General features: G+C 59.5%; 18 protein-coding genes, 1 tRNA gene and 1 pseudogene. 5 read left to right on the top strand and 15 right to left on the bottom strand.

What is annotated here, in order from left to right; translation table 11 throughout:
• Nucleotides 1-270: 270 nt before the first annotated feature.
• The 7 genes from JO015_06730 to JO015_06700 form a co-directional block, all read right to left on the bottom strand.
• Nucleotides 271-1,479 carry a GNAT family N-acetyltransferase gene (locus tag JO015_06730; GenBank protein MBV9998794.1) on the bottom strand — a complete coding sequence of 403 codons (1,209 nt, stop codon included), beginning with the start codon at nt 1,477-1,479 and terminating at the stop codon, nt 271-273.
• A 155-nt stretch (nt 1,480-1,634) separates the two neighbouring features.
• Entirely contained in the window at nt 1,635-2,363 is a 729-nt protein-coding gene (locus tag JO015_06725) for an amino acid ABC transporter ATP-binding protein (protein MBV9998793.1), read from the bottom strand.
• Complete coding sequence (locus JO015_06720) at nt 2,360-3,034, bottom strand: ABC transporter permease subunit (GenBank protein ID MBV9998792.1); 675 nt, start codon at nt 3,032-3,034, stop codon at nt 2,360-2,362. The genes JO015_06725 and JO015_06720 overlap by 4 nt, the downstream gene beginning before the upstream one ends.
• A complete protein-coding gene (locus JO015_06715) occupies nt 3,035-3,793 on the bottom strand; it encodes an amino acid ABC transporter permease (GenBank protein MBV9998791.1) in 759 nt (252 codons plus the stop codon).
• A gap of 91 nt (nt 3,794-3,884) precedes the next feature.
• The gene (locus JO015_06710) at nt 3,885-4,781 is read right to left on the bottom strand and encodes a glutamate/aspartate ABC transporter substrate-binding protein (protein MBV9998790.1); all 897 of its coding nucleotides are present in this window, start codon (nt 4,779-4,781) and stop codon (nt 3,885-3,887) included.
• Nucleotides 4,778-5,476 carry a hypothetical protein gene (locus JO015_06705; GenBank protein ID MBV9998789.1) on the bottom strand — a complete coding sequence of 233 codons (699 nt, stop codon included), beginning with the start codon at nt 5,474-5,476 and terminating at the stop codon, nt 4,778-4,780. The genes JO015_06710 and JO015_06705 overlap by 4 nt, the downstream gene beginning before the upstream one ends.
• A gap of 256 nt (nt 5,477-5,732) precedes the next feature.
• Entirely contained in the window at nt 5,733-6,428 is a 696-nt protein-coding gene (locus JO015_06700) for an outer membrane lipoprotein-sorting protein (GenBank protein ID MBV9998788.1), read from the bottom strand.
• A 40-nt stretch (nt 6,429-6,468) separates the two neighbouring features.
• Here JO015_06700 and JO015_06695 point away from each other — a divergent pair, with 40 nt between their 5' ends.
• From JO015_06695 to JO015_06680, 4 genes are all read left to right on the top strand, one after another.
• The gene (locus tag JO015_06695) at nt 6,469-7,131 is read left to right on the top strand and encodes a phosphatase PAP2 family protein (GenBank protein MBV9998787.1); all 663 of its coding nucleotides are present in this window, start codon (nt 6,469-6,471) and stop codon (nt 7,129-7,131) included.
• On the top strand, nt 7,128-8,708 hold the full coding sequence (locus tag JO015_06690; protein MBV9998786.1) for a glycosyltransferase family 39 protein: 1,581 nt from the start codon (nt 7,128-7,130) through the stop codon (nt 8,706-8,708). The genes JO015_06695 and JO015_06690 overlap by 4 nt, the downstream gene beginning before the upstream one ends.
• Entirely contained in the window at nt 8,708-9,421 is a 714-nt protein-coding gene (locus JO015_06685; GenBank protein ID MBV9998785.1) for a glycosyltransferase family 2 protein, read from the top strand. The genes JO015_06690 and JO015_06685 overlap by 1 nt, the downstream gene beginning before the upstream one ends.
• Before the next feature lie 97 nt (nt 9,422-9,518).
• Entirely contained in the window at nt 9,519-10,481 is a 963-nt protein-coding gene (locus JO015_06680; GenBank protein MBV9998784.1) for a PRC-barrel domain-containing protein, read from the top strand.
• Between the two features lie 214 nt (nt 10,482-10,695).
• On the opposite strand, the gene JO015_06675 is transcribed toward JO015_06680, so the two are convergent.
• From JO015_06675 to rnr, 3 genes are all read right to left on the bottom strand, one after another.
• Complete coding sequence (locus tag JO015_06675) at nt 10,696-13,491, bottom strand: pyruvate, phosphate dikinase (protein MBV9998783.1); 2,796 nt, start codon at nt 13,489-13,491, stop codon at nt 10,696-10,698.
• 368 nt (nt 13,492-13,859) lie between these two features.
• Nucleotides 13,860-14,075 carry a DNA-binding protein gene (locus JO015_06670; GenBank protein ID MBV9998782.1) on the bottom strand — a complete coding sequence of 72 codons (216 nt, stop codon included), beginning with the start codon at nt 14,073-14,075 and terminating at the stop codon, nt 13,860-13,862.
• Nucleotides 14,076-14,247: 172 nt separating this feature from the next.
• The gene (gene rnr, locus JO015_06665) at nt 14,248-16,434 is read right to left on the bottom strand and encodes a ribonuclease R (GenBank protein MBV9998781.1); all 2,187 of its coding nucleotides are present in this window, start codon (nt 16,432-16,434) and stop codon (nt 14,248-14,250) included.
• 137 nt (nt 16,435-16,571) lie between these two features.
• Here rnr and JO015_06660 point away from each other — a divergent pair.
• A tRNA-Gly gene (locus JO015_06660) sits at nt 16,572-16,645 on the top strand.
• A gap of 282 nt (nt 16,646-16,927) precedes the next feature.
• Here the strand turns inward: JO015_06660 and JO015_06655 are convergent.
• The 5 genes and pseudogenes from JO015_06655 to JO015_06635 form a co-directional block, all read right to left on the bottom strand.
• A complete protein-coding gene (locus JO015_06655) occupies nt 16,928-19,921 on the bottom strand; it encodes a type I restriction endonuclease subunit R (GenBank protein MBV9998780.1) in 2,994 nt (997 codons plus the stop codon).
• 44 nt (nt 19,922-19,965) lie between these two features.
• Nucleotides 19,966-20,772, bottom strand: a complete 807-nt coding sequence (locus JO015_06650; GenBank protein MBV9998779.1) for a restriction endonuclease subunit S — start codon at nt 20,770-20,772, stop codon at nt 19,966-19,968.
• A 124-nt stretch (nt 20,773-20,896) separates the two neighbouring features.
• A complete protein-coding gene (locus tag JO015_06645) occupies nt 20,897-22,306 on the bottom strand; it encodes a putative DNA binding domain-containing protein (GenBank protein MBV9998778.1) in 1,410 nt (469 codons plus the stop codon).
• Nucleotides 22,303-24,625, bottom strand: a pseudogene (locus tag JO015_06640) (SAM-dependent DNA methyltransferase). The gene JO015_06645 and the pseudogene JO015_06640 overlap by 4 nt, the downstream one beginning before the upstream one ends.
• A gap of 304 nt (nt 24,626-24,929) precedes the next feature.
• The gene (locus JO015_06635; protein MBV9998777.1) at nt 24,930-26,606 is read right to left on the bottom strand and encodes a hypothetical protein; all 1,677 of its coding nucleotides are present in this window, start codon (nt 26,604-26,606) and stop codon (nt 24,930-24,932) included.
• Between the last annotated feature and the right edge of the window lie 108 nt (nt 26,607-26,714).

Here is a 26,714-nt window from a genome sequence, read left to right as displayed (position 1 = left end):
TGCATTCGGCACTTGGCAAGAAGTACGCCGTCTTTGCCCCGGAGCGGCGGCGAGAGGACTCGGCACTAAAGTTCCCGGCTACCGCCAACCGCCGCTCCGGGGCAAAGACGGCGTAGATTCCCGGCGTGCCCAACCCGCAGCCCTCATCGGTGGCATTCTTCCTTCCGCCGTGTTCGCCGTGGCCCGCCGTGTTCGCCGTGTGAACTCTTACGTTGTGCCCGCCAAATCGCCGTGCCCGCCGTATGACCCGACACCCGACACCCGACACCCTCACCAGAGTTCGGCTTTATTGGGGAACTGCTGCACCGCGCGGTCGTACCGCGTCGGCTCGAGCCACGGCAGAATCATGGCGAATAAGGGGTTGAGCCACGGCCGCGTCGCTCGTGCGTAGAGGTCGAGCGGTTCCAGATGCATGCGGAAGTGCAGCTTCGGATCATAGTTTAACGGGGCGCTGTGATAAGTGCGGCATCCGTTTTCCAGGGCCCAGATCACCGTGTCCCGCCAGGTCACGAAATAAAGGTGGCGGTCGAGGGCGACGGAATAATCAAGGCCGATGTAGTTGTCCTTGAGCACGCCGTTATGGACTAAACAGCAAGCGAAGGCCACGATGCGGTCCCCTTCCCGCCAGAGCAGAAAACGGGCACGATCAGGCAGGCGGCGCCCCAACTCGCTCAGGTAGGCAGCGTTCAGTTCCTCAAATTTCAGCTCTGAACGCTCGAGCACCGCGCGGTATAAGGGGACCAATTGGTCGACCCACGGCGTGACGTCGGACACCACGTCGAAGGCCAGCGGGGCGCCCTGCGCCGCCTTGCGAAACTTGCGGCGTAGATTTTTGCGATAGGCGTGGGACAGGCGTTTCGCCAGGTAATCCTCAAAGCTCTCGAAATCGAGCGTCAACCCGGTGGCGGGCATGCTGGGTACCCGGGTGAATCCGGATCGTTTCAGCGAATCGAGCACCGGGCGGTAAGCGGCCGGGAAATCCTTGAAAACGATTAGCGTGGCCCGGAGTTTGCGCCCGAGCGGCGGCAAAACTTCGCCCAGGGCCTGCGCGGTCCAGCCAACCTCCCCGCTGGTGACGTCCCGCCCGAGATCTCCCTCCCCGGCAGAAGAACCGATCATGAGCATGCGAAGCTTGAGAAAGCCGGGAAAACGTTTGCGGACCCGTTCGACCGCTTGCCGAAACAGCGGCGGCATACCGGTAACGAGATCCTGCAGCACGACAAAAACCGGCTGCACCGCACGCGTCGTTTCGTCCGCCCCTTTCAGCAACAGGTACCGATGCTCGAACTGCGCACCGAGGGTATCCTGGGTCAGTTCATAATACCGGTGGTCAGTGATACGGTCCGCGAAGCTGCTTTCCCAGATCGCCTGGTCCTCCGGCGGCGCACGCTCGACCAGGACCGCGGTCCCGAATGATGCTTTGAAGCGCAACGGGAAGAAGTGTCGGATGTCGGGTGTCGGGTGTCGGGTGTCGGTCACGCGGCGGTCCACGGAGAGAACAGAACATCCGCAGAACACGCAGACAACGCAGAAAAGAGATCCATCCACAGATTACACAGATGGACGCACATGGAGGCGATGGCGTGGTCTTGTTCGCACTCTACTCGACACCCGGCACCCGGCACCCGGCACTCTCAATGGGCCAGGATCTTCGACAAGAACTGCCGGGCCCGTTCCGTACCCGGATCTTTGAAGAAGTCGTCTTTCGGGCGGTCCTCAACGATTTGGCCCTCGTCCATGAAGATGACGCGGTTGGCGACGCGCCGGGCGAACCCCATCTCGTGAGTGACGACCATCATGGTCATGCCCTCCTGGGCCAGGCGCACCATCACGTCGAGGACTTCCTTGATCATTTCCGGATCCAGGGCGGAGGTGGGTTCGTCGAAGAGCATGGCGATCGGATCCATGGCCAGGGCCCTGGCGATCGCGACCCGTTGTTGCTGCCCGCCGGAGAGCTGGGCCGGGTATTTCTGGGCGTGCGCCTTCAAGCCGACCACGTCGAGCAGCGCAAGACCTTTGTCGGTCGCATCCCGGCCTTTTCGCTTCAGCACCCGCTGTTGCGCGATCGTCAGGTTCTGCATCACCGTTAAATGCGGGAAGAGCTCGAAATGCTGGAAGACCATCCCGACGCGGGCGCGCAGCCGGGGTAAATTGGTCCGGCGATGGCCCACCGAGACGTTCTCGATGCGGATCTCGCCTTTCTGGAACGGCTCCAGTCCGTTCACGCACTTGATCAAGGTCGACTTGCCGCTGCCTGAGGGCCCGCAAACCACGACGACCTCCCCTTTCTCGACGCGCGTCGTGCAATCGCGCAAGACCTGAAACTCGCCGTACCACTTGGAGATATCCTGAATGGAGATCATAACGCGATTTTTTTCTGTAATACCCGCACGATGCCGGAGGCGGCAAAACAGACCACAAAATAGACCGCCCCGGCAAACAGGAGGAGCTCAACGATCGTGCCGTCGCGGTCTCCCGTCCGGTAAGCGACGCCGAAAAACTCGGAGAGCCCGATGACATAAACCAGCGAGGTATCCTGGAAGAGGATGATTGCCTGGGTAAGAAGCAGGGGCAACATCCGGCGGAACGCCTGGGGCAAGACAATCAGGCGCATGGTCTGGGCGCGTGACATACCCAGGGCCAGGCCGGCGGAAACCTGGCCGCGCGAAACGCTTTGGATGCCCGCACGAATGATTTCCGCGTAGTAAGACGCCTCAAAGAGCGAAAAAGCCACGAAAGCGGATACCAGCCGGATGTCGGCCCCTGGAGTCTTGAACAATGCCTGAATCAACTGGGGAACCAGCAGGTAGAACCAGAGCAGGACCATCACCAGCGGGATAGAACGGAACCCGTTGACGTACAAGGCCGCGATGCCGGACAGAATCCCGTTGCCGGACAAACGGGCCATGGCAATCAGGGTGCCCAGCAGGATCCCGACCAGGATGGCAATCCCGGTGATCGACAACGTGACCAGCATGCCACCCCACAAAAACGGCAGGGCGCCCGGGATCGAACTCCAGTCCAATGCCGGCATTTATTTATGGCCTCCAACCAGCCCGGGCAGGCGGGCTGCCCGTTCAAGGTAACGCGCCGCCAGCATGACGACGACGTTGATGACGGCGTACAGGAGGGTTACGGCGATAAAAGACTCGTACCAATGCGCGGTAAATTCCCCCAACTGCTGGCTTTGGCGGGAGAGTTCGACCAGACCGATGGTGGAAGCCACCGCCGAATTCTTAACGATATTCAGGAATTCGGAGGTCAACGTGGGAATGATGATGCGATAAGCCACCGGCAGCAGGATCAGGAGGTAAACCTGCGCGAGGTTAAAGCCGAGGGCGAGCCCGGCAGCCCGCTGGCCGCGGGGCAGCGAACCCAGGCCGGAACGCACCTGTTCGGCGACGCGGGCGCCGGTGAAAAAGCCGAGGCAGAGAACCCCCGCCACCGATTGCTGCAACAAGGGACTGAGGTCCTGCTTGAACCACGTTCCGATCCCGGGAACGAGCTCAGGCATTACAAAATACCAGAGGAACAGCTGGACCAGTAACGGAACGTTACGAAAGACCTCGACGTAAACGGCGGCAACGAACGGCAGGACGCGGCCCGGCAAGGTCCGCATGATCCCGGCGATCGATCCGACGGCGAAGGCGATCGCCCACCCGGCGATGGAAATAATCAAGGTCCACTGCAGCCCGACGAGCAGGAATTGAAAATACGTGCCGCTGCGATCGAACGCCGGCTGGCTGAAAATGCTCCAGTCCAGGCCCAGGAAAGTGTGCGAGGGAAAGCTCATGAAGTTCGCCGGCCTCGGTTCCCACACGGCGACCACAAAGGCAGATGGGAACCGAGGCCGGCGAACTTCATGAGCTTTCCCTCACACCTTCTTACTGGTAGGCTTGGTCGGTCGGATGCGCGAAGACCTCTTTGAGATCATCGCTCAAGGGCAGATCAAGGTTGAGGCCTTTGGGAGGTACCGGCGACTCGAACCATCTCTGATACAGTTTGGCGGCTGCACCGGAAGTTTCCGCTTCCGCAACCGCTGCGTCGACGACCTGCTTGAACCCGGGGTCGTCCTTCCGCAACGCCATCGCGTACGCCTCCTTCGACTGCGGCGTTCCCACGATGACCCAATCATCCGGCTTACGGGCCTTCGCGCGTTCGCCGGCCAGCAGGGCATCATCCATCATGAAGGCCGCCGCCCGCCCGCTTTGCAGCATCAGGAACGCTTCACCATGATCCTTTGCGCTGATGACGTTGATGCCGAGCCCCTTTCCATTCAACTCACGCAGAATGCGCTCCGACGTGGTGCCCGCCGTGGTGACGACGTTTTTGCCTTTGAGGTCAGGAAAATCCTGGATCCCCGAACCCTTCTTTACCAGCAGCCGCGTGCCGACGACGAAGGTGGTGTCGGAAAAGGCGACCTGTTTGGCTCGCTCGGCGTTATGAGTCGTGGAGCCTGCTTCCAGATCGACCGTGCCGTTCTGGACCAGGGGGATGCGGTTCTGCGAAGTGACCGGGGTGAGTTTCACCTGGAGCCCCGGCAGGTTGAGTTTTTTCTTAACGGCTTCCACGACGAGCATCGCCAAATCCTGGGAGTAACCCACGACCTGGTTTTTGTCGTCGTAATAGGAAAACGGGATGGACGACTCGCGATGGCCGATCACCATCACCCCCGTATCCTTGATCTTCTTCAAGGTGCCGGCAAGCTCCTCCGCGGCGGCGATGCCGGGCACCGCGGCAAACACCATCAGGCTGCCGGCAGCCAGCAAAAAACGTTTCATCGGCGGCTGGCGAGTTGCTCTTCGCGTTTGTGACGTTCGAGCACAAACGTGTTGTTATCGCCGTAAAGCCCCCACGGACCGGGCGGCACCTCGGTGAACTCGACGAATTTCCAATCCGTCGTGTCAGTGCTGGAAATCCCAAGGTAATCGCGCACGGCCGGGGAGACGTCGAGACCGGCCCCGCGGTTCAGGTTGGGCCGCGGCCGTTCCGACCCGAAAACGTATTCGACATGATCGGTACGGAACGGGCCGACATCCTCCCACTGGGCATAACACATTCTTTCGCCTTTGCGAATGGCCACCCAGCGATCTTTCAGAACCGTATGGCCAAATTGGACGAAAGCCGCTTTGAACCAGGGAATGAGTTGGCTGGCCTCAGGTTTGGTCCGGCCGCCGCTCACGTCGTTGTAAGGAAGGGCGATGTAGAACGGGTTCTGGCGCGGCACGAACGAGGCCGGGATAAATCCGCGCCGGCTCTCAGGATAATCGGTGCCGCCGAAATTCCGCGCCCAGTTGAGGTCCCAAGCGCTGGCGTAATTGGGGACCGGGTTATTGCCGGCGGGCATCTCACCCACCCAGAAGACGGTGGTCACGATGGCGTTGTGCCACGGGTACTTGCCGTCAAGGGGCGTGCCGGGCCGATTGCGCCAGGGGCTGGGCTGAATTTTAAAGAGCACTTCCTCGCGAAGTTTCATCGCGTTTTCGGTAAATTTAGCCGCGCGCTCATTCACTGACTGGCCGTGTACGATGCCCGAGATCAAACCACACACCAAAGTCAAGAATATTTGTCGCGTCATACCGGGAAGAGGCGGCGAACCTAGAGGCACCCCCGGGGTGTGTCAACCTTACAATCTATATACCTGCAGTCGGGTTTAACGCGGGGGAAGCCTTCGGCCGCCATCGTTTGAATAAATGCGGCCTTATGGCAAGAACTTTATGCAAGAACTTTATTTATGACGGCGCATTAATTTCCAAGTAAGTACGCGAAATTATCCGGCGCGTCTGAGGATCAAGTTGCTCGATGCGCATCTGCTTGAGCCACCATTTCCCGCCGATTCTCTGGCCGGAAATGAGTTCAAAACGTTTGATCAGTTGGCCTTGCCGGTTGAACCCTTCGGCCCGCATGAGAGCGCCGCCGTCTTTCTGAACCCACAAGCGCACCGACCCGTACTGGCTTTCGCTGCCGCCCGGCGGTTGGACAAGGATAATCCAGCAAGACACCGTCTTGACCGGCTGCTCTCCTTCAACCGTCGCGCGCCGCCAGTAAATGAATCGAAGGGACAGGTCCTCGTAGGTGAGATCGGAGTTGCGTACCGGCTGGAGCAACCGGCTACCGGTCAGCCGTTGAGATCCTGCCTGGGTTTCATCGCGCAGTTGAGACCCGGTTTCACCGAGGTCCAACGTCAGGGATTCCCTCGGGTTGTCGAACTCGTAGGTGACCTGCGCGCCGCGCAGCCGTAGCCGGAAGGGGATCACGGTTCCGTCCGCCAGGCGCAATTGGCCCGTCAAATCTTCGTTGAGCTGGCCCTGCGCGGCGCGGATCTGGTCCAGAATGGCGTGTGCGTCTTGCTGAGCCAGCGCTGCCGGCAAGTAGCTGAGGGCCGCGCAGCACAGCAGCAGGCACAGGAGATTCTTTACTTGTCTCATAAAAACGGTGTTTTAGCTTACCCGTCCCGCCTCATGCCGCATGGACAAAACGCTGCTGCTCCTGATCAACCGCGACTGGACAAACCCCGCGTTGGATTCCCTGATGGCCACGATCACGAACTTCTCGGTCTGGCTGCCGCTGCTGGTCCTGGCGGGCCTCCTGCTGTTATGGAAAGGCGGGGTTCGAATGCGTAGCTTCGTCGTTGTGACCCTGGTGTCGGTGGGATTGACGGATGGGGTTTTTACCCAATTCACCAAAAAATGGGTCCACCGGGCGCGGCCGCACGAAGCGCTTGCCGGCGTGCGGGAGGTAAGCCTGCGGCACACGCATCCGGCATTCTTCGGGGCGCTGCAACCCCCGCGGGTGGAATACTCGCCCGCGCCGCAAACACCATTGCAGGACGGCGGCCGTTCGTTTCCTTCAGGGCACGCCATGAATAACGCGGTCATTGCCACGACCGCGGTCCTGTTTTTCAGACGGTGGGGCTGGCTCTACGCGGCGCCGGCGGCACTGGTGGCCTATTCCCGGGTTTACTGCGGTTCGCATTGGCCGAGCGACGTGGCGGTTTCCGCGGCGCTCGGTATCGTGTTTGCCTGGCTGTTGGCGCAGATCTACGGGCGCCTGTATCAGGGGCTCGGCCCGAGGTGGTTTGCCGACTGGTTCCGCCGCCACCCGGACCTCATCCCGGGGCCGTGCCCATGAGATTGCGGTTCTTGTTTGTCTTGCTGTTTCTGCTCGCCCTGACGGCCTTGCGCTGGGTGTTGGCGGCAAATTACGAATTGTCTCCTGACGAAGCCTACTACACCCTTTGGGCTCAGCACCCGGACCTCAGCTATTACAGCAAAGGTCCGGGCGTCGCCCTGACCATCCTGGCGGGCACCACCCTCTGGGGCGCCACCGAGTTCGGCGTCCGTTTTTTTTCCCCGCTGCTCGGCCTGGGAACTTCCCTGCTGGTCTATTTTCTGGCCCGGCGTCTTTACCGTGAAAGCGTGGCGTTCTGGGCCACGATCGCGTTGAACATGGTGCCGATTTTCAACGTGGGCTCAATCGTCATGACCATTGATCCCCTTTCCATTTTCTTCTGGGCGGCCGCCCTGGTCACGTTCTGGCTCGCCCTGGAGCGCAGCCCTCGCTTTTGCTGGTGGTGGCCCTTCACCGGGGCGCTTATTGGCGCCGGGTTCCTGGCGAAGTACACCAACGCGTTTCAGCTGTTCTCCGCCTTGTTTTTCCTGGCGGTCATGCCGAAATACCGCGGAGAACTCCGCCGGCCCGGTTTTTATTCGTTGCTGCTCGGGTTTATGCCGTTTCTGCTGCCGCCGTTGATCTGGAATCAGCAGCACGAGTGGATCACCCTGGAACATTTGTCCCAACGGGGCGGGCTGGATCATCCATTCGGCATACACTTGTCGCAAACCGGCCAGTTCCTGGGCGCTCATCTGGGGGTTTATTCGCCCCTTTTGTTCATCGGTTTTCTGGCCGCCTTCTTCGGATCGATCCCTAAAGCGTCTCAAAGCGGCCGGGTTTGTTTTCTGCTCAGTTTCACCTGGCCGCTCCTGGCCACCTACTTCATTCTGGCACTTAACCGGGCGGGCGAACCGAACTGGACGGCGCCCGCCTTTGTCAGCCTGGGGATCCTGGCGGCAGCGCAGTGGCTGCGCTGGTCGCGAAGCCGTAAACCGGCCGGCCGTTTCTGTCTGGCGGCGCTCGGGCTGGGAGCGGTCGTCACCCTGTTTACCCTGGAAACGGATCTGGTGCGGATACTGGGTTATCGGTGGCCTTATGCGCTTGACCCGAGTTCGCGGTTACGAGGCTGGAGGTCGTTGACGGAAAGTGTCGAGGCATTCCGGCAAGGGTTTGAGCAAAAGCTCGGCGAAAAAGTTTTCCTCATCGGAAACAAATATCAAACCGCCTCGATGCTCGCCTTTTACCTGAAAGACAAGTGCCTGGAGGGACCCGGACACCCGCCGGTGTATATCCCGGAGTCTCAGGACATCGAGAATGAATTTTCGTTTTGGCCTCGGTACGACGAATTTGTCGACGCGCCGCCTCCGGCGAACCGGGCTGAATCGCTTTTTACGGAGCAGGCCGGGATCAATCCGTTTATGAACCGGTCGGCGCTTTTCATTACTGACCGGCCGGCCGGCGGACCGCCCCAGGCGATCCAGGGGGCGTTTTCGCGCTGGGAACTGGTGGCGGTGTTCGCCCTGGAACGCCGTAACCTGCCGTTACGTCAGTTGCGGATCTTCGCGTGCTACCAGTACCAAACGTTGCCGTTGTGATGGTTGAGCTGTCCGTGATAATTCCGGTCTACAACGAGGCGGATAGCCTCCCGCAGCTCCAGGAAGAGCTCGGCCGAACGCTTGCCCCTTACGCGCACGAGTTGATCTTCGTGGATGACGGCTCGACTGACCGGAGCCGGGAACGCATCAACCGCGAACCCAACGTGCGCGTGCTGGCGTTTGAACGAAACAGCGGGCAAAGCGCCGCGATGTACGCCGGGCTCATGGCGGCGCACGGGCGCATCCTGGTCCTGATCGACAGCGACCTGCAGAATGATCCGGCGGATATCCCGCGCCTGCTGGCGCAAATTGATGCCGGAGCAGATCTGGTGTGCGGTTACCGTGCCAAACGGAAGGACACGTGGTTCAAGCGGGTGCAAAGCCGGATTGCCAACGGCGTTCGCAGCCGGTTTACCGGTGACGGCGTCCGTGATACCGGGTGCACCCTGAAAGCGATGCGCGCGGAGTGCCGGGAAGCCCTGGTCCTGTTTTACGGCATGCACCGGTTTATTCCGGCCTTGATCAAGGGCCTGGGTTATAAGGTTGTCGAGATCCCGGTCAACCATCGGCCCCGCCGGCATGGCGTGAGCAAATACACCTTCGGTGCTCGCGCCGTGCGTGCCACAGTCGATATGTTCGGGGTACGCTGGCTTGTGAGCCGGCAGGTGCGAATCCGCTTCAAGCCCGCCGGCCCGGGATCGCAAGCGGGATAGAACCGTACCCTTTGAGGGGGGCGAACCTTGGTTAACACTGCTTCGCCGGCGGCAGCGACCGAAGGTGAAGCAGTACGGAACGACCAAGTTTCTTCATATGAGCACGTTTGACGATCTGACAGACCAGACCTTCCCTTCCATCTTCGGGCGCAAGGTCATTGATGAACGCGGTGACGACATCGGCACCCTGGATGCATTGTGGACCGGCGAGGACACGGGAAAAGTTGAGTTTCTGGGAGTGAAAACCGGGTGGATTTTCGGCAAGACTCACATCGTGCCGGCTCACAGCGCCGAACTGCAGGAAGATCATGTCCGCGTGCCGTACCAGGCGGATTTTGTGAAGGATGCGCCCAGTTTCCCGGCGCACGAAGAGCTCTCCGCTGCACAGGAGGACGAAGTATACGATTATTACGGGATCACCAGGGAAGAAGCGGAAGCGACCACCGGCGAGACGTTTCCCACGGCCGGAGAAGCCGGTGGGGACGCGGGAACCCTGGCCGGGACGACGGGAACGGGTTTGCGGGCCGAACGTGAGGACTCGGTTGAAAACCCGGTGGTGGGACGCGGGCCGGCTGGTGCACGGGAACCGATCGGGGAACCCACGGTTCCGGGCGTGCGCAGCTCGGCAATGCCGGGTGACCGGGACATTTCCGATGAACGCGGCGATTTGATCGGGCAACCAGGTGCGGGAACAGGGAGCATCGCGGAAACGGAGCGGCCGTCTGGAGGGCCGGCCATCGCCCCGGGAATGGATATTGCCCCCGAAGCGGGACCGTCAGGGGCAGGGACGCGCGACCTTGGGGTCGGCCGGGTCCGGCTCCGGAAATTCTGGCGCGGTGAGCGCGACGAAGTGTTGAGCGAGGTGGAACGTGAACCCTCCGCCGACCAAACCCGCACCGGGAGAGGTTTGGAGGATACGGGTCAGGCCGGCCTGCTCGAACCCACCGGCGCTGCCGGCACCGGCACGGGCGCAGGGACAGCCGGAGCCGGATCAAGCGGGCTGACCGGGGCGGAATCGGAAGCTGAACGGGGCCGCGAACGCGAACGGCTCGACCGGTAGGAGCGGGTGCCGAGTGTCGAGTGTCGAGTTTCGGGTAGAATTTGGCCTTCGGGAGTGTTTGGAGAAGGGTAACTCCAGGTGTTGCGCTTGAAGGAGAGGTGCCGGCTGGATCGGCTCCGGTACCTCGGCTCTGGAAGGGGTTGAAAATGAAAAGCCCGGCCGTGCGGCCGGGCTTTTCGCATCTTAACCGGTTACCGGCAGTGATGGTTCCTTGCTAAGCCAGGGCCGCTTGTGCTGCGGCCAGCCGCGCCACCGGCACCCGGAAGGGGCTGCAGCTGACGTAATCCAGCCCGATCCGGTGACAGAACTTCACGCTTTCGGGATCGCCGCCGTGTTCGCCGCAGATGCCGAGCTTGATGTCGGGCCTCGTCTTGTGGGCCTGGTCGCGAGCCATTTCCATCAGCCTGCCTACGCCGGCCTGATCGATCGTGGCAAACGGGTTGTTCCTCACGACCTCGACCTCCTGGTAGTGCGGCAGGAAGCTTCCGGAATCGTCCCGGCTCATGCCGAGGGTCGTCTGGGTGAGGTCATTGGTGCCGAAACTGAAGAACTGCGCATCCCGGGCGATTTCATCAGCCACGACCGCCGCGCGCGGGATCTCGATCATGGTACCGACCAGGTAATTAAACCTGGCTTTGGCTGCCTTGCCGACCTCAGCCGCCACCCGATGGATCAGCTCGATCTGCAGCTTGAGTTCCTTCGAAAAACCGATCAACGGGACCATGATTTCGACGCGCACTTTTGTGCCCTTCTTTTGCGCCTCTGCGGCCGCCTCAAAGATCGCCCTCGCCTGCATTTCCGTGATTTCGGGATAGACGACCCCCAAACGGCATCCCCGGAAGCCCAGCATGGGGTTGAATTCGTGTAACTGCTGCACGCGCCGGGTGATTTTTTCAACGGGCACCCCGAGCTTGTCCGCCAATTCTCTTTGCTGGGCCTCGGCGTGGGGCAGGAACTCGTGCAAGGGAGGATCCAGCAGACGGATCGTCGCGGGCAAGCCCTTCAATTCAGTAAAGATACCAACGAAATCCTGGCGTTGGAACGGCAGCAGTTTCGCCAGGGCCTGCTTTCGTTCCTCGAGCGACTCGGCCAGGATCATCTCCCGCATCGCATCAATGCGATCACCTTCGAAGAACATGTGTTCCGTGCGGCAAAGGCCGATGCCTTTGGCCCCGAAGGCGAGGGCGGTAGCGACTTGCTCCGGCGTGTCGGCGTTGGTACGAACGTCCAGACGGCTGGCTTTATCGGCCCAGCCCAGGAGCGAGGCAAATTCCTGGTAAACCTGGCTCTTTTTCGGATCGAGCTTTTTCTCGACCAGCACCTGGACAACTTCGGACGCCGCGGTTTCAACCTGGCCGGCATAAACCTCGCCTGCGGTACCGTCGATCGAGATGTAATCACCCTGCTTGAGGGTCACATCGCCGGCCGTCACCGTTTGTGCGGCGTAATCGATCTTGAGCGCCGATGCGCCGCAGACGCACACCTTACCCATCTGACGCGCAACCAGCGCGGCGTGCGAAGAAACCCCGCCGCGTGCGGTGAGGATGCCTTCGGCCGCGATCATCCCGCGCAAATCTTCCGGTGAAGTTTCAATCCGGACGAGGACCACGCGTTCGCCTTTATGAGCCAGATCCACGGCATCTTTCGCGTTGAACACCACCCGGCCGCTGGCAGCGCCGGGCCCGGCAGCCAGACCCGTGGCGATCTTCCGAGCATTCTTTACGCTCTGCCGGTCAAAGATCGGTGCGAGCAGATGCGAGAGCGAATCGGCCGGGATCCGTTTAATGGCGTCCTCACGGCTGATCAGCTTCTCACCAACCATATCCGTAGCGATGCGGACCGCCGCCAGGCCCGTCCGTTTACCGTTACGGGTCTGGAGGATATAAAGCTTGTTTTCTTCAACGGTGAACTCGAGGTCCTGCATATCGCGAAAATGCTTTTCAAGCAGGTCGCGCACCGTCAGCAGTTCTTTGTGAGCCGCCGGCATCTCTTCGGCCAGCTGCGCCACCGGGTGCGGCGTGCGAACCCCGGCCACAACGTCCTCGCCTTGCGCGTTAATCAGGTACTCGCCGTAGAAAACTTTTTCGCCCGTCGCCGGATCGCGCGTAAACGCCACGCCCGTCGCGCTGGTATCCCCGCGGTTGCCAAACACCATGGTTTGGACGTTTACCGCCGTACCCCACTCATGCGGAATACCGTACTTGCGGCGATAGACGATGGCGCGGTCGTTATTCCAGGACCCGAAGACGGCGCCGATTGACCCCCACAATTGCTGGCGCGGGTCCTGCGGGAAAACCTTGCCCGTTCGCTCCTTGATCAGCTGTTTGAACCGCTCGACGAGGCTCTTGAGGTGCTCAACGGTCAGGTCGGTATCCCTATCTACCCCGGCCTCATGTTTGACCTCTTCGATCACGGTTTCAAAAGGCTCATGCTCCTCCCCTGCCCGCTTCTGCACGCCCATCACCACATCGCCGTACATCTGAAGAAAGCGCCGGTACGAATCCCATGCGAACCGCGGGTTACCGCTCTTTTCGGCGACGATCTCCACCACGTCGTCATTCATGCCGAGGTTCAGGATTGTGTCCATCATGCCCGGCATCGAATCGCGGGCACCGGACCGGACCGAGAGGAGAAGCGGGTTATTGCGATCCCCCAGCTTTTTGCCCACGGATTTTTCGACCTTGGCCAGGGCGGCCTCAACCTGGTCCTCGAGCTCAGGCGGATAACTCTTTTTGTTCTCGTAGAAGTAAGTACAAACTTCGGTTGTGATCGTGAAGCCGGGAGGTACCGGCAACCCGATGCGCGTCATCTCCGCCAGGTTCGCTCCTTTGCCACCCAAAAGGGCCCGCATCTTGCCATCACCATCCGCCTTTCCGTCCCCGAAATAGTAAACATACCGAATCCGTTTGGCGGGTTTCAGATTTTCGGCCGTTGGCTTGGACTTTTGAGGCGATTTAGAAGGCTGGGGCGCTTTTTTGGCCGCGCTCTTCTTCTTCAATGTCGTTGGCATATTTCGATTAAATTTTTCTAAGAGGATCTGATCCGGGCGGCCAGGCTGAGCCACCAGCTAAAAAAACTAACAAAGCTTGTAAACGTGTCAACGCAGGAGCGCAGTGCAGAAGGTCGTCTACCTACCGGCCGTGATTCGAACGGGACCGGCATTTCAGGTTCTCCGCCTTGGAAGCAATGGGTTGGGTAGGCGGATCGAGAAGTAAGACCGATGGTGGCCCGGAACCCAATGGCGGGATATAGACGGTTATCTATCCCTCTGAGTAATTTCCCACCTAATTGGATCCGGGTACAGCTCTAACCGCCGAAGACACGGCGGTCCCGAAAAACGGGCCAGACGCCTCTGCCCGCGCCTTTGCGGTCGACACCTTACGAAGCGGCCGGAACCCTTTCCGCCGACTGGATAACCTCACCAGCCGCCGACATGAAATCATCCAGCCCGGTGCTGGGAATAATGATCGTGTTCCGCCGTCCGTGCGCTTCTTCGGTGATCCGCATAAAGCGGCCCCTTTCGTTCTCTCGAAATTCGATGAAAAAATGCTTGCGTTCGACCTGCAACTCGCGCGTGACAATTACGTTGTCCATGACGTTTCGGGGAATCCAATAACCTTTTAACACCAACCCACCACAGCGAAGGGAGAATCTTGTTAATTGGCACAAAACCGCCGCAGAGTAAATGAGATTTTGGCTCGTGGAGGGGCGGGGCGGCGATGGGACACCGGCGCGGACCGGCCCTATCTCCGATGTGAGTGAGCACCTATTCGCGGTGCGCCGGTCCGGACCGCCGCCCACCCTTTGGGGCGGGCGCTTTGCTGAGCAATGCAAAGTCGACCTGTTGTTTAAATGCGTCAACGCGGCTAACCCGTACCTCGAGGCGATCACCCGTCCGGAAGGTCATCCGGGTGCGCCGCCCGATGAGTTGGCGCCGGGCGGCGTCGAAGCTGAAGAAGTCGTCGTCGAGGCTGGAAAGGTGAACCAGGCCGGTCACCAGCAGGTCCGGGAGTTCGACGATCAGACCGTAGTTGCGCACGTCGGTGACGATGGCCGGAAAACGGTGGGGCGTACGCAGCAGCTTCTGGAGGTACTCCAGCTTTTTGAGCCGGACGGCCTCGCGTTCCGCGTCTGCCGCAACCCGTTCGGTATTTGAAATGTGCTCGCAAACGTCGGGAAGCTGGCGCGAGTTCGGCACTTGCGACTTCCATCCCGGCGCCTGGATCAGCGCGTTGAAAGCCCGGTGGACAATCAGGTCGGCATACCGCCGGATCGGGCTGGTGAAGTGGGTGTAATCGGCCTTGGCCAAACCGTAATGCCCCAGCGGCTCCGGCGAATACGCCGCCTTGCGCAAACTGCGGAGTAACCCCACCCGCAGCGCCGCCGCTTCCGGACGCTCGGCAATCCGGTCGAGCAGACGCTGGACTTCGCGCCGGTGGGTAAGGTCGCCTACCGGAATGCCGTAAAACTTCACTAACTCCCGGTACTCCTCCAGCTTCGCCGGGTCCGGATCCTCGTGGATCCGGTAGGCAGACGGCAGGAGCCGTTCCCTGGTTGCGCGGGCCACCATCTCGTTGGCCAGCAGCATGAATTCCTCGATGAGTTGGTGCGATTCGTCGTACACCTCCCGCTCCACGGCGATCGGTTCGCCCCGCGCGTTCACCCGAACCCGAACCTCCGGCATTTCCAAATCGAGCGCTCCCTCCCGAAACCGTTGTTTTCGCAACCGGGAAGCAATGCTCCAGGCCAGCGCCAAATGCCCGGAAAAGGCATCCCCGTCAGGTTCCCGCAGCAAGCGGCTCGCGTCCTCATACGTAAACCGGCGGTGACTGGAGATGATCGTCGCGGCGAACCGTACGTTCTGGGGCCGGAAATGCCGATCGAAATTTACGAACACGCTCTTGGTGAGGTGCTCTTCATCCGGACGCAGGCTGCAGACGCCATTGGAAAGCCGTTCCGGCAACATCGGCAGGACGCGATCGGGGAAATACACGCTGTTGCCGCGGCGCCGGGCCTCGCGATCGAGCGCCGAATGGGGCCGCACAAAAAACGAGACGTCAGCGATGTGAATCCCGACCTCCCAGCCGCTGCCGTGCGGCACCACGTGGATCGCGTCGTCAAAGTCCCGCGCATCCACGGGGTCGATCGTGAACACCGGCAACGACTGCAGACCTTCGCGGTGCTCCCTTTCCCGCTCGGGCAAGTCAAAGGCTATCCGCTCGGCTTCGCGAAGCACGTCCGCCGGAAATTCCGTCGGCAGATCGTGTTTCCGGATGATCGAAAGGATATCGACCCCGGGCGCCCCGGCCGGGCCGAGCACTTCAACGATTTGTCCCTCGGGGTTGACGTGGCGGTGCTCCCAGGGATCCAGCCGGACCACAACCTTGTCGTTCACTGACGGCGGCTTGGCCATCCCGTCCAACCGGACGTAGATGTCGTGGACCAATGCCGGGTTGTCCGGCACGACGTAAAAAAAGTGCCGGGATTGCTGCAGGGTACCGACTACCGTTTCGTTCGCCCGTTCCAATATCCGGATGATCCGGCCCGAACGGGCGGCGCGCCGGCGAAGGGTCGGCAGTTCCCCGGAATCATCCCGGATGATGCGCGCGACGACGCGGTCGCCGTGCATGGCCGTCCCCATGTTGTCGGCGGAGACGTAGACGTCGCCCAGACCGTCGCCGGTTTCATTCAGGATATAACCGAAGCCCTGGGGGTTTGCCTGCAGCACGCCGGTAAACAGGTCGGCATCGCCGGGCAGAACGTACCGCTCTTTCCGGATCCGCGCGATCCGGCCCTCGGCTTCCAGACGCTGCAGCAGCTTGCGAAAGGCGGACCGTTCCTCCACGGGCACCCGCAGCTTCTTCGCCAGATCGGTCTTGGCCAACGGCTGGTACTTGGGCTGCATCAGCAGATGCAGGAGCCGTGCTTCAAGGGGTTCCGGGTCGCGCGCCATGGGTTTTAAAACGTCCTGAGATCGTATTGATCGTTGTCCTTATCCTCTACTACTTCGGACGGCGGACCTTTTACGAGGCAACATTTCGTGATTGGCAAAGCTGAAATTGCCGTCCATATTGCGGACCTCACAGCGCTGCGGGTGTAGTTCAATGGTAGAACGGCAGCTTCCCAAGCTGCATACGAGGGTTCGATTCCCTTCACCCGCTCCACTCCTTCATTTCCAAGGACTTACGTAGATTCGGCCTCGAAAACGTGTGTAAGTCATAAAAGAAGTCATAATACCAAGCCTCGTATTCGGTTGCGGACGGGGCTGGGTGGATCCGGGACAGTTGGATGACGGGTCATCGGACCCGCCAATGTAGGCGCGTGGCCTTCCCCAAGGGTGAATGGCCAACGTAAGCTCCCGAAGGCCAACGCAGTTCGCCGTTCCGTGGAGTTCGTACAGACTGCCGAAGGTGGCGGTCTCGATTTATAAGAGCAGATACCACGGCTTACGCGCTTGTGAGCGTATGGACCGTGTCGGTCAGGAAGCGGCGAAATGATTGGTTCTGAAAAAACTGTTTGTAAAGTTCCGTGTCATCCTTAAGCAGCGCCACAACCACTCGTTCAAGCGCCTTGTCGTGCTCCAAGCGCGCCGTGCTCGGCGTGTTCTTCTTGGCGTTCTGGTACGCCTGGTCGCCGGCAACTTTGGGCGCAATGTCTTCTTTGATCGGCTTGGCAACCCGGTCAGCGTCCGTAAACAGGGTCCCGAACTGGTCATTGAACGTCTTAAGGATGTTGCTCAGGCGATCCAGCTCCACCTCGGCCTTACGCCCGCCGCCGCTCGTCGGCACCGGTTCGATCTCGGCACCCTCGTCGGGCAGCAGGATTCTCATCGCAGCCTTCTTTTCGGCGCGGTAGCTGTCCATGTCGATGGACTCCAAGATGCCTTTGGACAAGTCTTCTTCTTTCGGGGCGGGCAGCTTCGGAACCAGGAAATTCAGGAAAATCGAAAGCTTTTCCCAGTCGGCAGTCGTATACGGCAGGATCGAGGCCAGGAAGTCATAGGTGCGGACGAACGCCTTGGCTTTGCCTTTGAAATCGACCTGGCCATCCTCGTCCAGTTGCTCTTTATAAACGGCAACGCACCGGTCGAGGATCGGGTCGAGTTTATCACGTACCGCATTCTCGAGGTAAAACGCCACAAACGCGTTGATCTCGTCGGGTGCGTAGAGTTGGTAACCGTCCAGCGCCGCCTTGAGGTCGTGCAGTTTGTTGGGATCCGTTTCCTCGCTGAGGACCGTGGTTCGGTAATAATCGGAGAACGCCTTGGTGATCGTGTCAACGTCGTTCAGGAAATCGAGGACAAACACGTCGTGCTTCTGTGGATGCGCCCGGTTCAGGCGTGAGAGCGTCTGCACGGCTTTAATGCCGGCCAGGGACTTGTCCACGTACATGGTGTGCAAAAGCGGCTCATCATAACCGGTCTGGAACTTATCCGCGCAGATCAGGAACCGATACGGATCCTCCTGGATCCGGTCAGCGATTGCTGAGCTCGGAAAACCGTTCAGCGAGGCTTCGGTGACCTTTACTCCCTTGAATTCGGGCTCGCCGGAAAAGGCGATGATTGCCTGATACAGACTCTTCCGCTCCTGGAGGTAACCGCGGATCGCATACAAATATTGGATCGCCCGTTCGATACCGCTGCAAACCACCATTGCCCGTGCTTGGCCGCCGATCTTGTTTAAGGCGAGCACCTGTTCGTGGAAGTGGTCGACCATGACCTCGGCCTTCAGCCGGATGGCGTGATCGTGGCTTTCGACGTAGCGGCGCAGCTCCTTATTTGCCTTTTTGGTGTCAAACTCCGGGTCGCTCTCGACCGTTTTCACCAGCTTGTAATAGCTGTTGACCGGGGTATAGCTCTTGAGTACGTCCAGGATGAATCCTTCCTGGATGGCCTGTTTCATGGTGTAGCTGTGGAACGGCCGGCGCCGCACCTTGCCGTCAGTGGTGGGCTCGGGCTCGCCGAAGATTTCGAGCGTTTTGTTCTTCGGGGTCGCGGTAAACGCAAAATAGCTGGCGTTCGTCAGCATCTTTCGCGCCTCCATGCGCTCTTGAAGCGCGTCGTTGACCGTGTCCTCCGGGTCGGTGAGGGCCTCACTCATCGCCGTGGAGGTTTTACCGCCCTGGCTGGAATGCGCCTCGTCGATGATGATCGCGAAGGTGCGGCCTCGGTGTTCGTCGCCGATCTCGTCGAGTATAAACGGGAACTTCTGGACTGTAGAAATGATGATCTTCTTCCCGCCCTCAATGTACTTTCGCAAGTCGCCCGAATGCCCTGCGTGACCGACAGTCGCACCCACCTGAGCGAACTGCTTGATTGTGGCCTCGATCTGCTGGTCAAGGATGCGCCGGTCGGTCACGACGATGATCGAATTGAAGACTTCTTTCCCATCCTTGCGCGCACCGATGAGCTGATGCGCCAGCCAGGCAATAGAATTCGATTTGCCGCTGCCGGCCGAATGCTGGATGAGGTAGCGGCGGCCGGCACCGTGCTCGGTCACGTCGGCCAGAAGCCGCCGGACGACGTCGAGTTGATGGAAACGCGGAAAAACCTGCTTCCATTTCTTCTTGCCGGTCTTTTCGTTCTTTTCCTCGATGACCTGAGCGTAGTTTTCGAGAATGTCCGTCAGACTCCGCGGCGTGAGGAGGCATTTCCAGAGGTAATCCGTCTTTAGCCCGTCCGGGTTCGGCGGGTTACCGGCGCCGTCGTTCCAGCCCTGGTTATGCGGCAAAAACCAGGAGCCTTTACCCCTCAGGTCGGTACACATGCGCACCTCCTGGTCATCCACCGCAAAATGCACCACGGAGCGCCCAAACTGAAAGAGCAGTTCGCGAGGGTCACGATCGCGCCGGTATTGCTCAACGGCATCTTCCACCGTCTGCTTGGTCAGGCTGTTCTTCAGCTCAAAAGTAGCCACCGGCAGGCCGTTTATGAACAAACACAGGTCCAAGGCCCACCGGCTTTGGTCGAGGCTGTAACGGAGCTGCCTGGTCACGCTGAAACGGTTCGCCGCGTGCCGCGCCTCGGCTTTGGTGTTCCCCGGCGAGGGCATCCCGTAAAACAGATCGACCGCCACTGGCCCGTGCTTGATGCCGTGCCGCAGGACGTCGATCACGCCGCGCCTGGTGATTTCCGACTGCACGCGCGCGAGGAACTTGAGGCGTGCGGGGTTCTTTGAGTCGGTGTAGCTGGTGATCCCCAGCTTCTTGACTTCTTCAGGCTGGGTCGCCGCGAGGAACATAAAGAGTTGCACCGCGTCGAGCGCGTGGGTCCGGTCGTAATCGCTGCTCCGGCCTGCAATCCAGCCGGTGCCACCCGGTAACGCTGCAGGTGCCTCCTGCACCGCTTCAGCGCCGTTGTCAGCGAAAAGCCCATCCGTTCCAGTCATGTGGCGGATGATGAGGCTCTCCAGGCCCCGCTCAGAGGTATCGGTTGTGGGCATCGCTGATTAGGGTGATGTCGTGTAGATGGTCCGGTAGGCACCGATCACGCTGTGATGTTCTCCTCGTCCAACGCGGACGATGCGCCTTCAACCGTGTCGTCCGCCTCATCCATTGCCGTAAATTCCTCGGTTTCCGGCTCAGCAGGCAGGTGGCGAGCGGCTTCGCGCACGTCCAGCTTGCCTGTCACCACGTCTGTGATGAGCCGGGTCCGGTATTCACGCAGCAAGGCAATTTCACGCTCGATGTGGCGAATAGCGGTGGTGACTGGGCTTACCGCCACTTCCAGACCGCGCAGCATTGCATCTTGCTCATCCACGCTCGGCAGAAGCACGCGAAACTGACCGATGGTGGTCTTGTTGGTCGAGGCGAGATTGGTGGTCTGTTTAGCCGTGCGCAGAAAATAGAGCTTTGCGTAATGCGACCCCAGGAGCGCAGCGAGGAAATGCGGGCGTAGTCGGTCGCTATTCGGCCTCACTGCAAAGACATGATTTTGATGAAGGCATGGGCTGATTTCGCCATTCCAAATGCAGCCGCGACCAAGTTTGTCCGGGTCTCCGCCTTCAGTCATTAGAACGTCACCCTTCTGAAGCATTGAACGTTTCGCTTCGTGAGAAGGCAGGCGCAGAGTTTTCACTGTTAAAAGGTCGAGCCTGCCAGCCTGGACATTCGCAACACGCAGATACGGAAACTCAGTCAAGTCTTCACCGATGTAGAGCTTGCCGAGAGTCACGCCTGATTGAATGGTGCAGATGCTCTTGAGCGGAACCAATTCCCAATGTTGCGGGATCTCGCCGAGCCAAGGGATGCCGGAGGGTTTGTATTCCGGGTAAGGCTTGAGGCCATGGATCATGGCTGGCTCCGTTTCCACGCGACGGCCTCAAGGCGCGGGCAAACGCTTAAATAAGGAAGTTCTTTATTCTGAGGTATTTGTGCGTAAAGCGGTGGTTTCATTTGGGTTGCGCTTAAATAAATTTTTAGGCCCAATAGGGGAGATAGCGCGCGAATTTCCGAGAAGCGCCGACTTTTTCGTCCGGCTTGATGACTCCGGTTTCGATGGCCGCGGCAATGACCTGGGAGACGCTGGCGCTCTTGCTCTCCGCTAAGTGAAAACGCTCACGAAGAGATTGATTGGTCATTCGTTCGCCCATTACCCACTTAAGAGCACAGTGCTGGTAACAGGCGCGGATACGGTCGTCCCGGTCCATCTCTTCGAAATCTCTCGGGCCAAAGATCACTACAACAGTGCGGCGGTGACCGGTGCGGAAATCTGGAGCGGGGAGCTGATAAACCTCTGCCGCATGGACCACCTTGTCGATACCACTGCTCTTCTCCTCGCAGATACGCATGCGGCGCATCAAGTCGGCCAAGCGTTCATTACGAGACTGGTAACCGTCGATGAACCGCTCGACTGGGACTACGGGTTCGCCGGGATTGGAAATTTCGATGCGGTCACCATAAATCTCCACCATCATGGACGCTCCAGTGATGCGAAAGTCCTGGTGGATGAGAGCGTTGGCCACTAACTCACGGATGGTGATCTCCGGCACGAGTTTGACCTCTTTTCTCAAAGCGTCCTCGATCACTTCGTTCTGCGGGAGTTGCCCCATGATGAACCGGACAAGTCCCTGAAAGCCCGCGGCGTAACCCCTGGTGCCAAGTTGGTCCAACTTGGTGTCGAGCTTCGAGGTACCGGTGTAAACCACCACGCGTGGAGCTTTCCGGGAAATGTCCGGGAAATCTTGCAGCCGCTTGGCCAACAGGAGTGCACCGAGCCGTCGGATCGTGTAGGCGCTGCCGTCAAACTCCACCAAGCGCTCTTGAACGAGGCGGTCGAGCACGCCTTTTTGTTCGGAGGGGTAAGGCAGCTTCAGCAATTCAAAAAACGACTGGGTATCCAGCAATTCCACAACTTGCTGGGCGTCCAGTTGCTGTTGGGTGCTTTCTTCCAGCCAGTCCGGTTCGCCCTCGGCGAAGATGCGGCGCAACTGATCTTCGCTCATGGGTACTAGCCTCTCCCCTGACCGCATGAGGTAAGCTCCATCCAGATGGTAAGCCGTCCCGCGAGGTCGCGATGGAATGCGAAACACGACGACGCGTCCGTCGGGATGGTTCACCTCATCAACATCGACGCGAAATCCAAGTGTTTGGAACAGCTTCTCCGCCATGTTGACGGGATCGTTTACAGCGGCGGTACCGACGACGGGACGCGGCGGCTCGTCAGCCACTCCAAGCAGCAGCTGGCCACCACCTTCGTTGGCGAGAGCAATGCAATATTTGCAAGTCTTGTGATAATCGAAGCCAGTTTTTGCTTCCTTGAATTCAAGACGCTGGTGTTCGGAGGATGCGCTGCGCCAAAGGTCAATCTGTGCTGGGGTCGTGCTCACAGATGGCCTCCCTTCACAATCTCGGAGAGCAGTCCCTCGGTTTCCTTTTCGAGCGCCAGGATGTCGGCCCGGATTTCGTCCAGCGTGCGGAGCGGCTGAGGCTTGTAAAAGTGGCGGGTGAAGCTGATTTCGTAGCCGATCTGGGTTTTGCTTTCGTCGAACCAGGCATCGTGCGTGTAGGGCAGGACTTCCCGCCGAAGGAAAGCTTCGATGCCGCCCGGCTTCAGCAGCGGCACCTGTTCGGTGTCGCGCAGCTCGCTGTCCGGTTCGTATTCCACGACGCAGGTGCGCCCATCCACCTCGGCCTCGTACCGGCCGTGGAGCGGGTCAGGCGTAACTTTGCCGCTTTTGTGCACCTTGGCGATGACCGCCGGAGCAGTTTCGTCTCGCCAGCTCACGGCCCGAAGGATGAGCTTCAGGTCGGGACCGGAAAGCTTGCACGCCAGTTTCTTAAGCGCCCACTCGACCTCGTCGCGGAACCGATTGTGGTCCTCGAATACGTCCCCACCGATCGTTCCATGCAGCTTGATGGCGGTATCCACCAAACGGGCGTCGCGCTCCCAGGTTTTGGCATCGAGTAGCTTCTTCTTTTTCTTCTCCGGCATACCCTTACGAGGGGATGAGTCTTCCTGATCCTCGTCTTCCCCGTCACCCGTGCCCCATTCGGTGAGCCGTCTCTCCAGGGCAGGCTGGATGCTCACAAATTTCTCGAACAGCGCCTCACCGAACTCGTCATAGAGCGCGGAACGGACGTCCTCGTCGCCAGACGCGAAACGGAGCGCCTCGATGGCTTTGATAGTGAGCTGGCTGTGCAAACGCAGCGGGCGCTCAACCGTGACTTTCCAGTAACCGAAATGCTCGTTCGGAAAGATTTTCGACTGCTCGGTTTCCGCGAAGGCGGCGTAAGCGTCCCAGACGCGGCGAATGTCATCTTCGGAGAGTTCGCAATTCTTTTTGCCGAGGTTTTTGCGCAAGGGCCGGAACCACTGGGTGGCGTCGATGAGCTGCACCTTGCCTTGGCGCTCTGGGGCTTTGCGGTTGCTGAGCACCCAGACGTACGTGGCGATGCCGGTGTTGTAAAAAAGGTTCAGCGGCAGGGCAACAATCGCTTCCAGCCAGTCGTTCTGGATGATCCAGCGCCGGATGTTGCTCTCCCCTTGCCCAGCATCGCCGGTGAACAGCGAGGAGCCATTGTGAACCTCCGCGATGCGGCTACCGAGCGCCGTTTTGTGGTTCATCTTGGAAACCAGGTTTGCCAGGAAAAGCATCTGGCCATCGCTGGAGCGGGTGACCAGCGAGTATTCGGCATCGCCGGCATGCGTGATCCGAAACCGCGGGTCGCGAATCCCGTCTTTTCCGCCCATCGCTTCCAGGTCCTTTTTCCAGCTCTTACCGTAAGGCGGGTTGGAGAGCATGAAGTCGAACTCCACAAAGGGTGGAGTATTCCGCACCGCCGACGATTTGGTCAGCGTTTGCTCCCTCGCCTTTCAGGAGCATGTCAGCCTTGCAGATCGCGTAGGTTTCGGGGTTGATCTCCTGGCCGTAGAGGTGGGTGACGACCTGCTTGCCTCGTTGGGCGGCAAGGCGCTGAAGCGTTTCTTCCGCCAAGGTGAGCATGCCGCCGGTACCGCACGCGCCGTCGTAGAGTAGGTACGACCCGGACTGGATCGCGTCGGCAATGGGCAGAAAAATCAGGTTTGCCATCAGCCTGACGGCGTCCCGGGGCGTCCAGTGCTCGCCGGCCTCTTCGTTGTTTTCTTCATTGAAGCGGCGAACAAGTTCTTCGAACACCGTGCCCATGGCGTGGTTATCCATGGCCGGGTGGCGGAGCGAGCCGTCCCCGTGGAGAACCGGGTTGGGACTCAGGTTGATCTCGGGGTCGAGAAACTTCTCGATCAGCGTGCCGAGGGCGTCGGCTTTCGACAGCGTGGGGATCTGGTTGCGGAACTTAAAGTTGTCCAGAATGTCTTGGACGTTGGGCGAGAAGCCATCGAGGTAAGCTCCAAAGTCTTGCAGGAGCTGCTGCCGACCGCTGCGAGACCGGAGATCGCGCAAGGTGAACTTCGAGGTGTTATAGAATGCCTGGCCGGAAGCTTGGCAAAGCGCGGCCCGCTGCTCCGTGATGCCGGCTTGGTCGAGCATTTCCTTTACTTCAAGGACGCCCTTTTTGGTCGGCTCCAGCACCGCGTCGAGCCGGCGCAAGACCGCCATGGGGAGAATGACGTCCGGGTATTTGCCGCGCTTGAAAAGGTCGCGCAATACGTCGTCGGCAATGCCCCAGATGAAAGAAACGATTTTATTGTGGGTGGCTTGGTCCATTTCGACACGGGACGTGGAGGTCAAAGGGGTGGTCAGGCATGCACCCGGACCCGACCTCGGTTAAGCATCGAACAGATGCGCAAAGGGAACACCGCTCTGCTTAACCTGGTTAAAACGACACCAGCAGACCTCATCTTTGTTCTCGCAGCGCCCGCGTTGTAGCGAACGGGAAACCTCAAATCAACAATTTTTCAAAAGCTTTGAAGGTTATGGCCGCCCCAAGCGGGGTGAAGGTCTTTACGGATCGAGCACCAGCAACCCGCCAACCACGGCGCTCATCTGACGCCCCTCATTCACGTGCTCTTCATTCCTGCTCCGAATTATGCCTGATCTGACGCACTCGGGCTTCGTTTGCGGTGTTCTCTGGGGAAAGGCTTTGCAATGCTTGCTCCAACGATTCAGAAGCATCCTTTAGTTCGGGCGTTGCACGCAGCAATCGCGACAAAGTACCGAGCCTTTCAGGGAGTCCGAGCACATGCACTTGTTTGAGGGCATTACAGAGCCAGTCCGGATCCCGAAACTCTTTCGTTTTTAGCAGTTCGCCATTAAACCCGCCGGTTATTAGCATATGCACGAAAACCTCGCGAGGCTGAAGATTCCTCACCTGCCGCTCGGTCATTCTCGCTGTAAAGATGGTGCGAGCCTCTTCACCTTGTAACTGCATAAGCGCCTCAGATGCTAAACGATCTTCCCACTCCCATTCTCTTGCCCAACGTCGCTCCAACGCCGCATGATCCACCTCCATTTTGAGATGCTGGAAAACGAGAATGATCTTTAGCAGGGCGGACCACTCGTGATCGTGAAAAGGCTCCTCCAAGAGCTGCTGCCCTTCTGCGATGAGATCACGGGGTATGGGGGCGAATGTGTCCCAATAGGCCGTTACCAGGCGATCCGCCAAGTCCGAAGCCAAGCTCTTCTGGGCACGTCTAGCCTCCACCGATGCGGCCTGCTCAAGCTGTACTGAGTTTAGTTTTCCCGAGGACAGGTATTCAAGCACGAGCGGGTCGGCAACCGACGCGATGAAATCGCTTCGCATGAGCGCCTGCTGCAAAGGCGAAGGTTGAAAACTCTTTACGACCTCCGACCGTAGTTTCAGGATCGCCCCGGCCTCGAGATCTCCAGCTTGGATTGGTTGGCCGATTTGCCACCTCAGGGCGGTTATATGGGCCACGTTTTCGAGAATGCGGTCACGCGTAGGTGCCGGCCACGTGGTGAGGTTACGTTGAAAATGAGCGACCGCCCCTGCAGCTTTGGCAAGAACGCGGAGATTTCTGATCCCAAGTGGCTCGAACGCGCGCAGCAGCCATTTGCGAACTGAGTCGCCGGCCACAAGGGCAGAAACGAGATCTTTGACCGAAGGCTCGAAGGCGTACTCAAGATCAAAAACCTTTTCGCGTTGAAGGTTCAACACGTCGAGGTCCTTCGCGAGCGCATCCTCGTTGCAGATCACCAGTACACGGCAACCACGCGTCTCGACCAAACGCATCACGCACCCGAGCACCTCCTGCAATTCGAGCGCGGTGGCGCGACGTTCCAAGTCGTCGAAGACTACAAGTGCGTTGGACATTAACCCGGAAGCTCCAAGGGCGGCGAGTTCAGCCAAGCCAGAAAGGCGGCTTCCGTACCCTCCTAAACTCACTACCCCGGAGAGCGTCTTTGAGAGGATTTTGCTTGCGCTCTTTATTTTGCCCAATGCAGCTCCGTTAAACCGCTCCAGGCCGCTCAGAAATACCGAGCGTTCGTCGTTCAGCTCCTTTACCCCGGCCAAGGAAACGTAAGCGAACATTTTAACTTCTAGGTCTTCGGGCGGTTTACCATTGGCGGGATTCAACAGGGAGAGCACTGCGGAGGTTTTCCCAATCCCCCAAGGTCCTTTGATCATGGCGGTAGTCCAGCCCTGGTGATGGAGGAAGCCTTTGAGAAAATGCCGGAGTTCCTGGAGTGCACCGGAATCTGAGCACAGGTCGCATCGCAGTTTCATGATAAAAGGTGGCACTCTAGCGCAGAAACTGCCGATTGCGTACAAGGCTCAAGGGGAACGCGGTGGACGGTCGCGCTATGTTCCCGCATTTACTCCCGGCGCAGCAAC

It is taken from the genome of Verrucomicrobiota bacterium, assembly GCA_019247695.1.
In the GTDB taxonomy this organism is placed as follows: Bacteria; Verrucomicrobiota; Verrucomicrobiia; order Chthoniobacterales; family JAFAMB01; genus JAFBAP01.
The sequence above is the reverse complement of the archived record's forward strand: the minus strand, read 5'-3'. Positions and strand labels throughout refer to the sequence as shown.

Excerpts from the sequence above, each read along its gene's own strand:
- JO015_06675 (MBV9998783.1), bottom strand. The coding sequence starts at position 13,491 with ATGCCAACGACATTGAAGAAGAAGAGCGCGGCCAAAAAAGCGCCCCAG.
- JO015_06670 (MBV9998782.1), bottom strand. The coding sequence starts at position 14,075 with ATGGACAACGTAATTGTCACGCGCGAGTTGCAGGTCGAACGCAAGCAT.
- JO015_06685 (MBV9998785.1), top strand. The coding sequence starts at position 8,708 with ATGGTTGAGCTGTCCGTGATAATTCCGGTCTACAACGAGGCGGATAGC.
- JO015_06695 (MBV9998787.1), top strand. The coding sequence starts at position 6,469 with ATGGACAAAACGCTGCTGCTCCTGATCAACCGCGACTGGACAAACCCC.
- JO015_06700 (MBV9998788.1), bottom strand. The coding sequence starts at position 6,428 with ATGAGACAAGTAAAGAATCTCCTGTGCCTGCTGCTGTGCTGCGCGGCC.
- JO015_06655 (MBV9998780.1), bottom strand. The coding sequence starts at position 19,921 with ATGCCCACAACCGATACCTCTGAGCGGGGCCTGGAGAGCCTCATCATC.
- JO015_06715 (MBV9998791.1), bottom strand. The coding sequence starts at position 3,793 with ATGAGCTTTCCCTCGCACACTTTCCTGGGCCTGGACTGGAGCATTTTC.
- rnr (MBV9998781.1), bottom strand. The coding sequence starts at position 16,434 with ATGGCGCGCGACCCGGAACCCCTTGAAGCACGGCTCCTGCATCTGCTG.
- JO015_06690 (MBV9998786.1), top strand. The coding sequence starts at position 7,128 with ATGAGATTGCGGTTCTTGTTTGTCTTGCTGTTTCTGCTCGCCCTGACG.
- JO015_06680 (MBV9998784.1), top strand. The coding sequence starts at position 9,519 with ATGAGCACGTTTGACGATCTGACAGACCAGACCTTCCCTTCCATCTTC.
- JO015_06710 (MBV9998790.1), bottom strand. The coding sequence starts at position 4,781 with ATGAAACGTTTTTTGCTGGCTGCCGGCAGCCTGATGGTGTTTGCCGCG.
- JO015_06725 (MBV9998793.1), bottom strand. The coding sequence starts at position 2,363 with ATGATCTCCATTCAGGATATCTCCAAGTGGTACGGCGAGTTTCAGGTC.
- JO015_06720 (MBV9998792.1), bottom strand. The coding sequence starts at position 3,034 with ATGCCGGCATTGGACTGGAGTTCGATCCCGGGCGCCCTGCCGTTTTTG.
- JO015_06635 (MBV9998777.1), bottom strand. The coding sequence starts at position 26,606 with ATGAAACTGCGATGCGACCTGTGCTCAGATTCCGGTGCACTCCAGGAA.
- JO015_06705 (MBV9998789.1), bottom strand. The coding sequence starts at position 5,476 with ATGAAACTTCGCGAGGAAGTGCTCTTTAAAATTCAGCCCAGCCCCTGG.
- JO015_06650 (MBV9998779.1), bottom strand. The coding sequence starts at position 20,772 with ATGATCCATGGCCTCAAGCCTTACCCGGAATACAAACCCTCCGGCATC.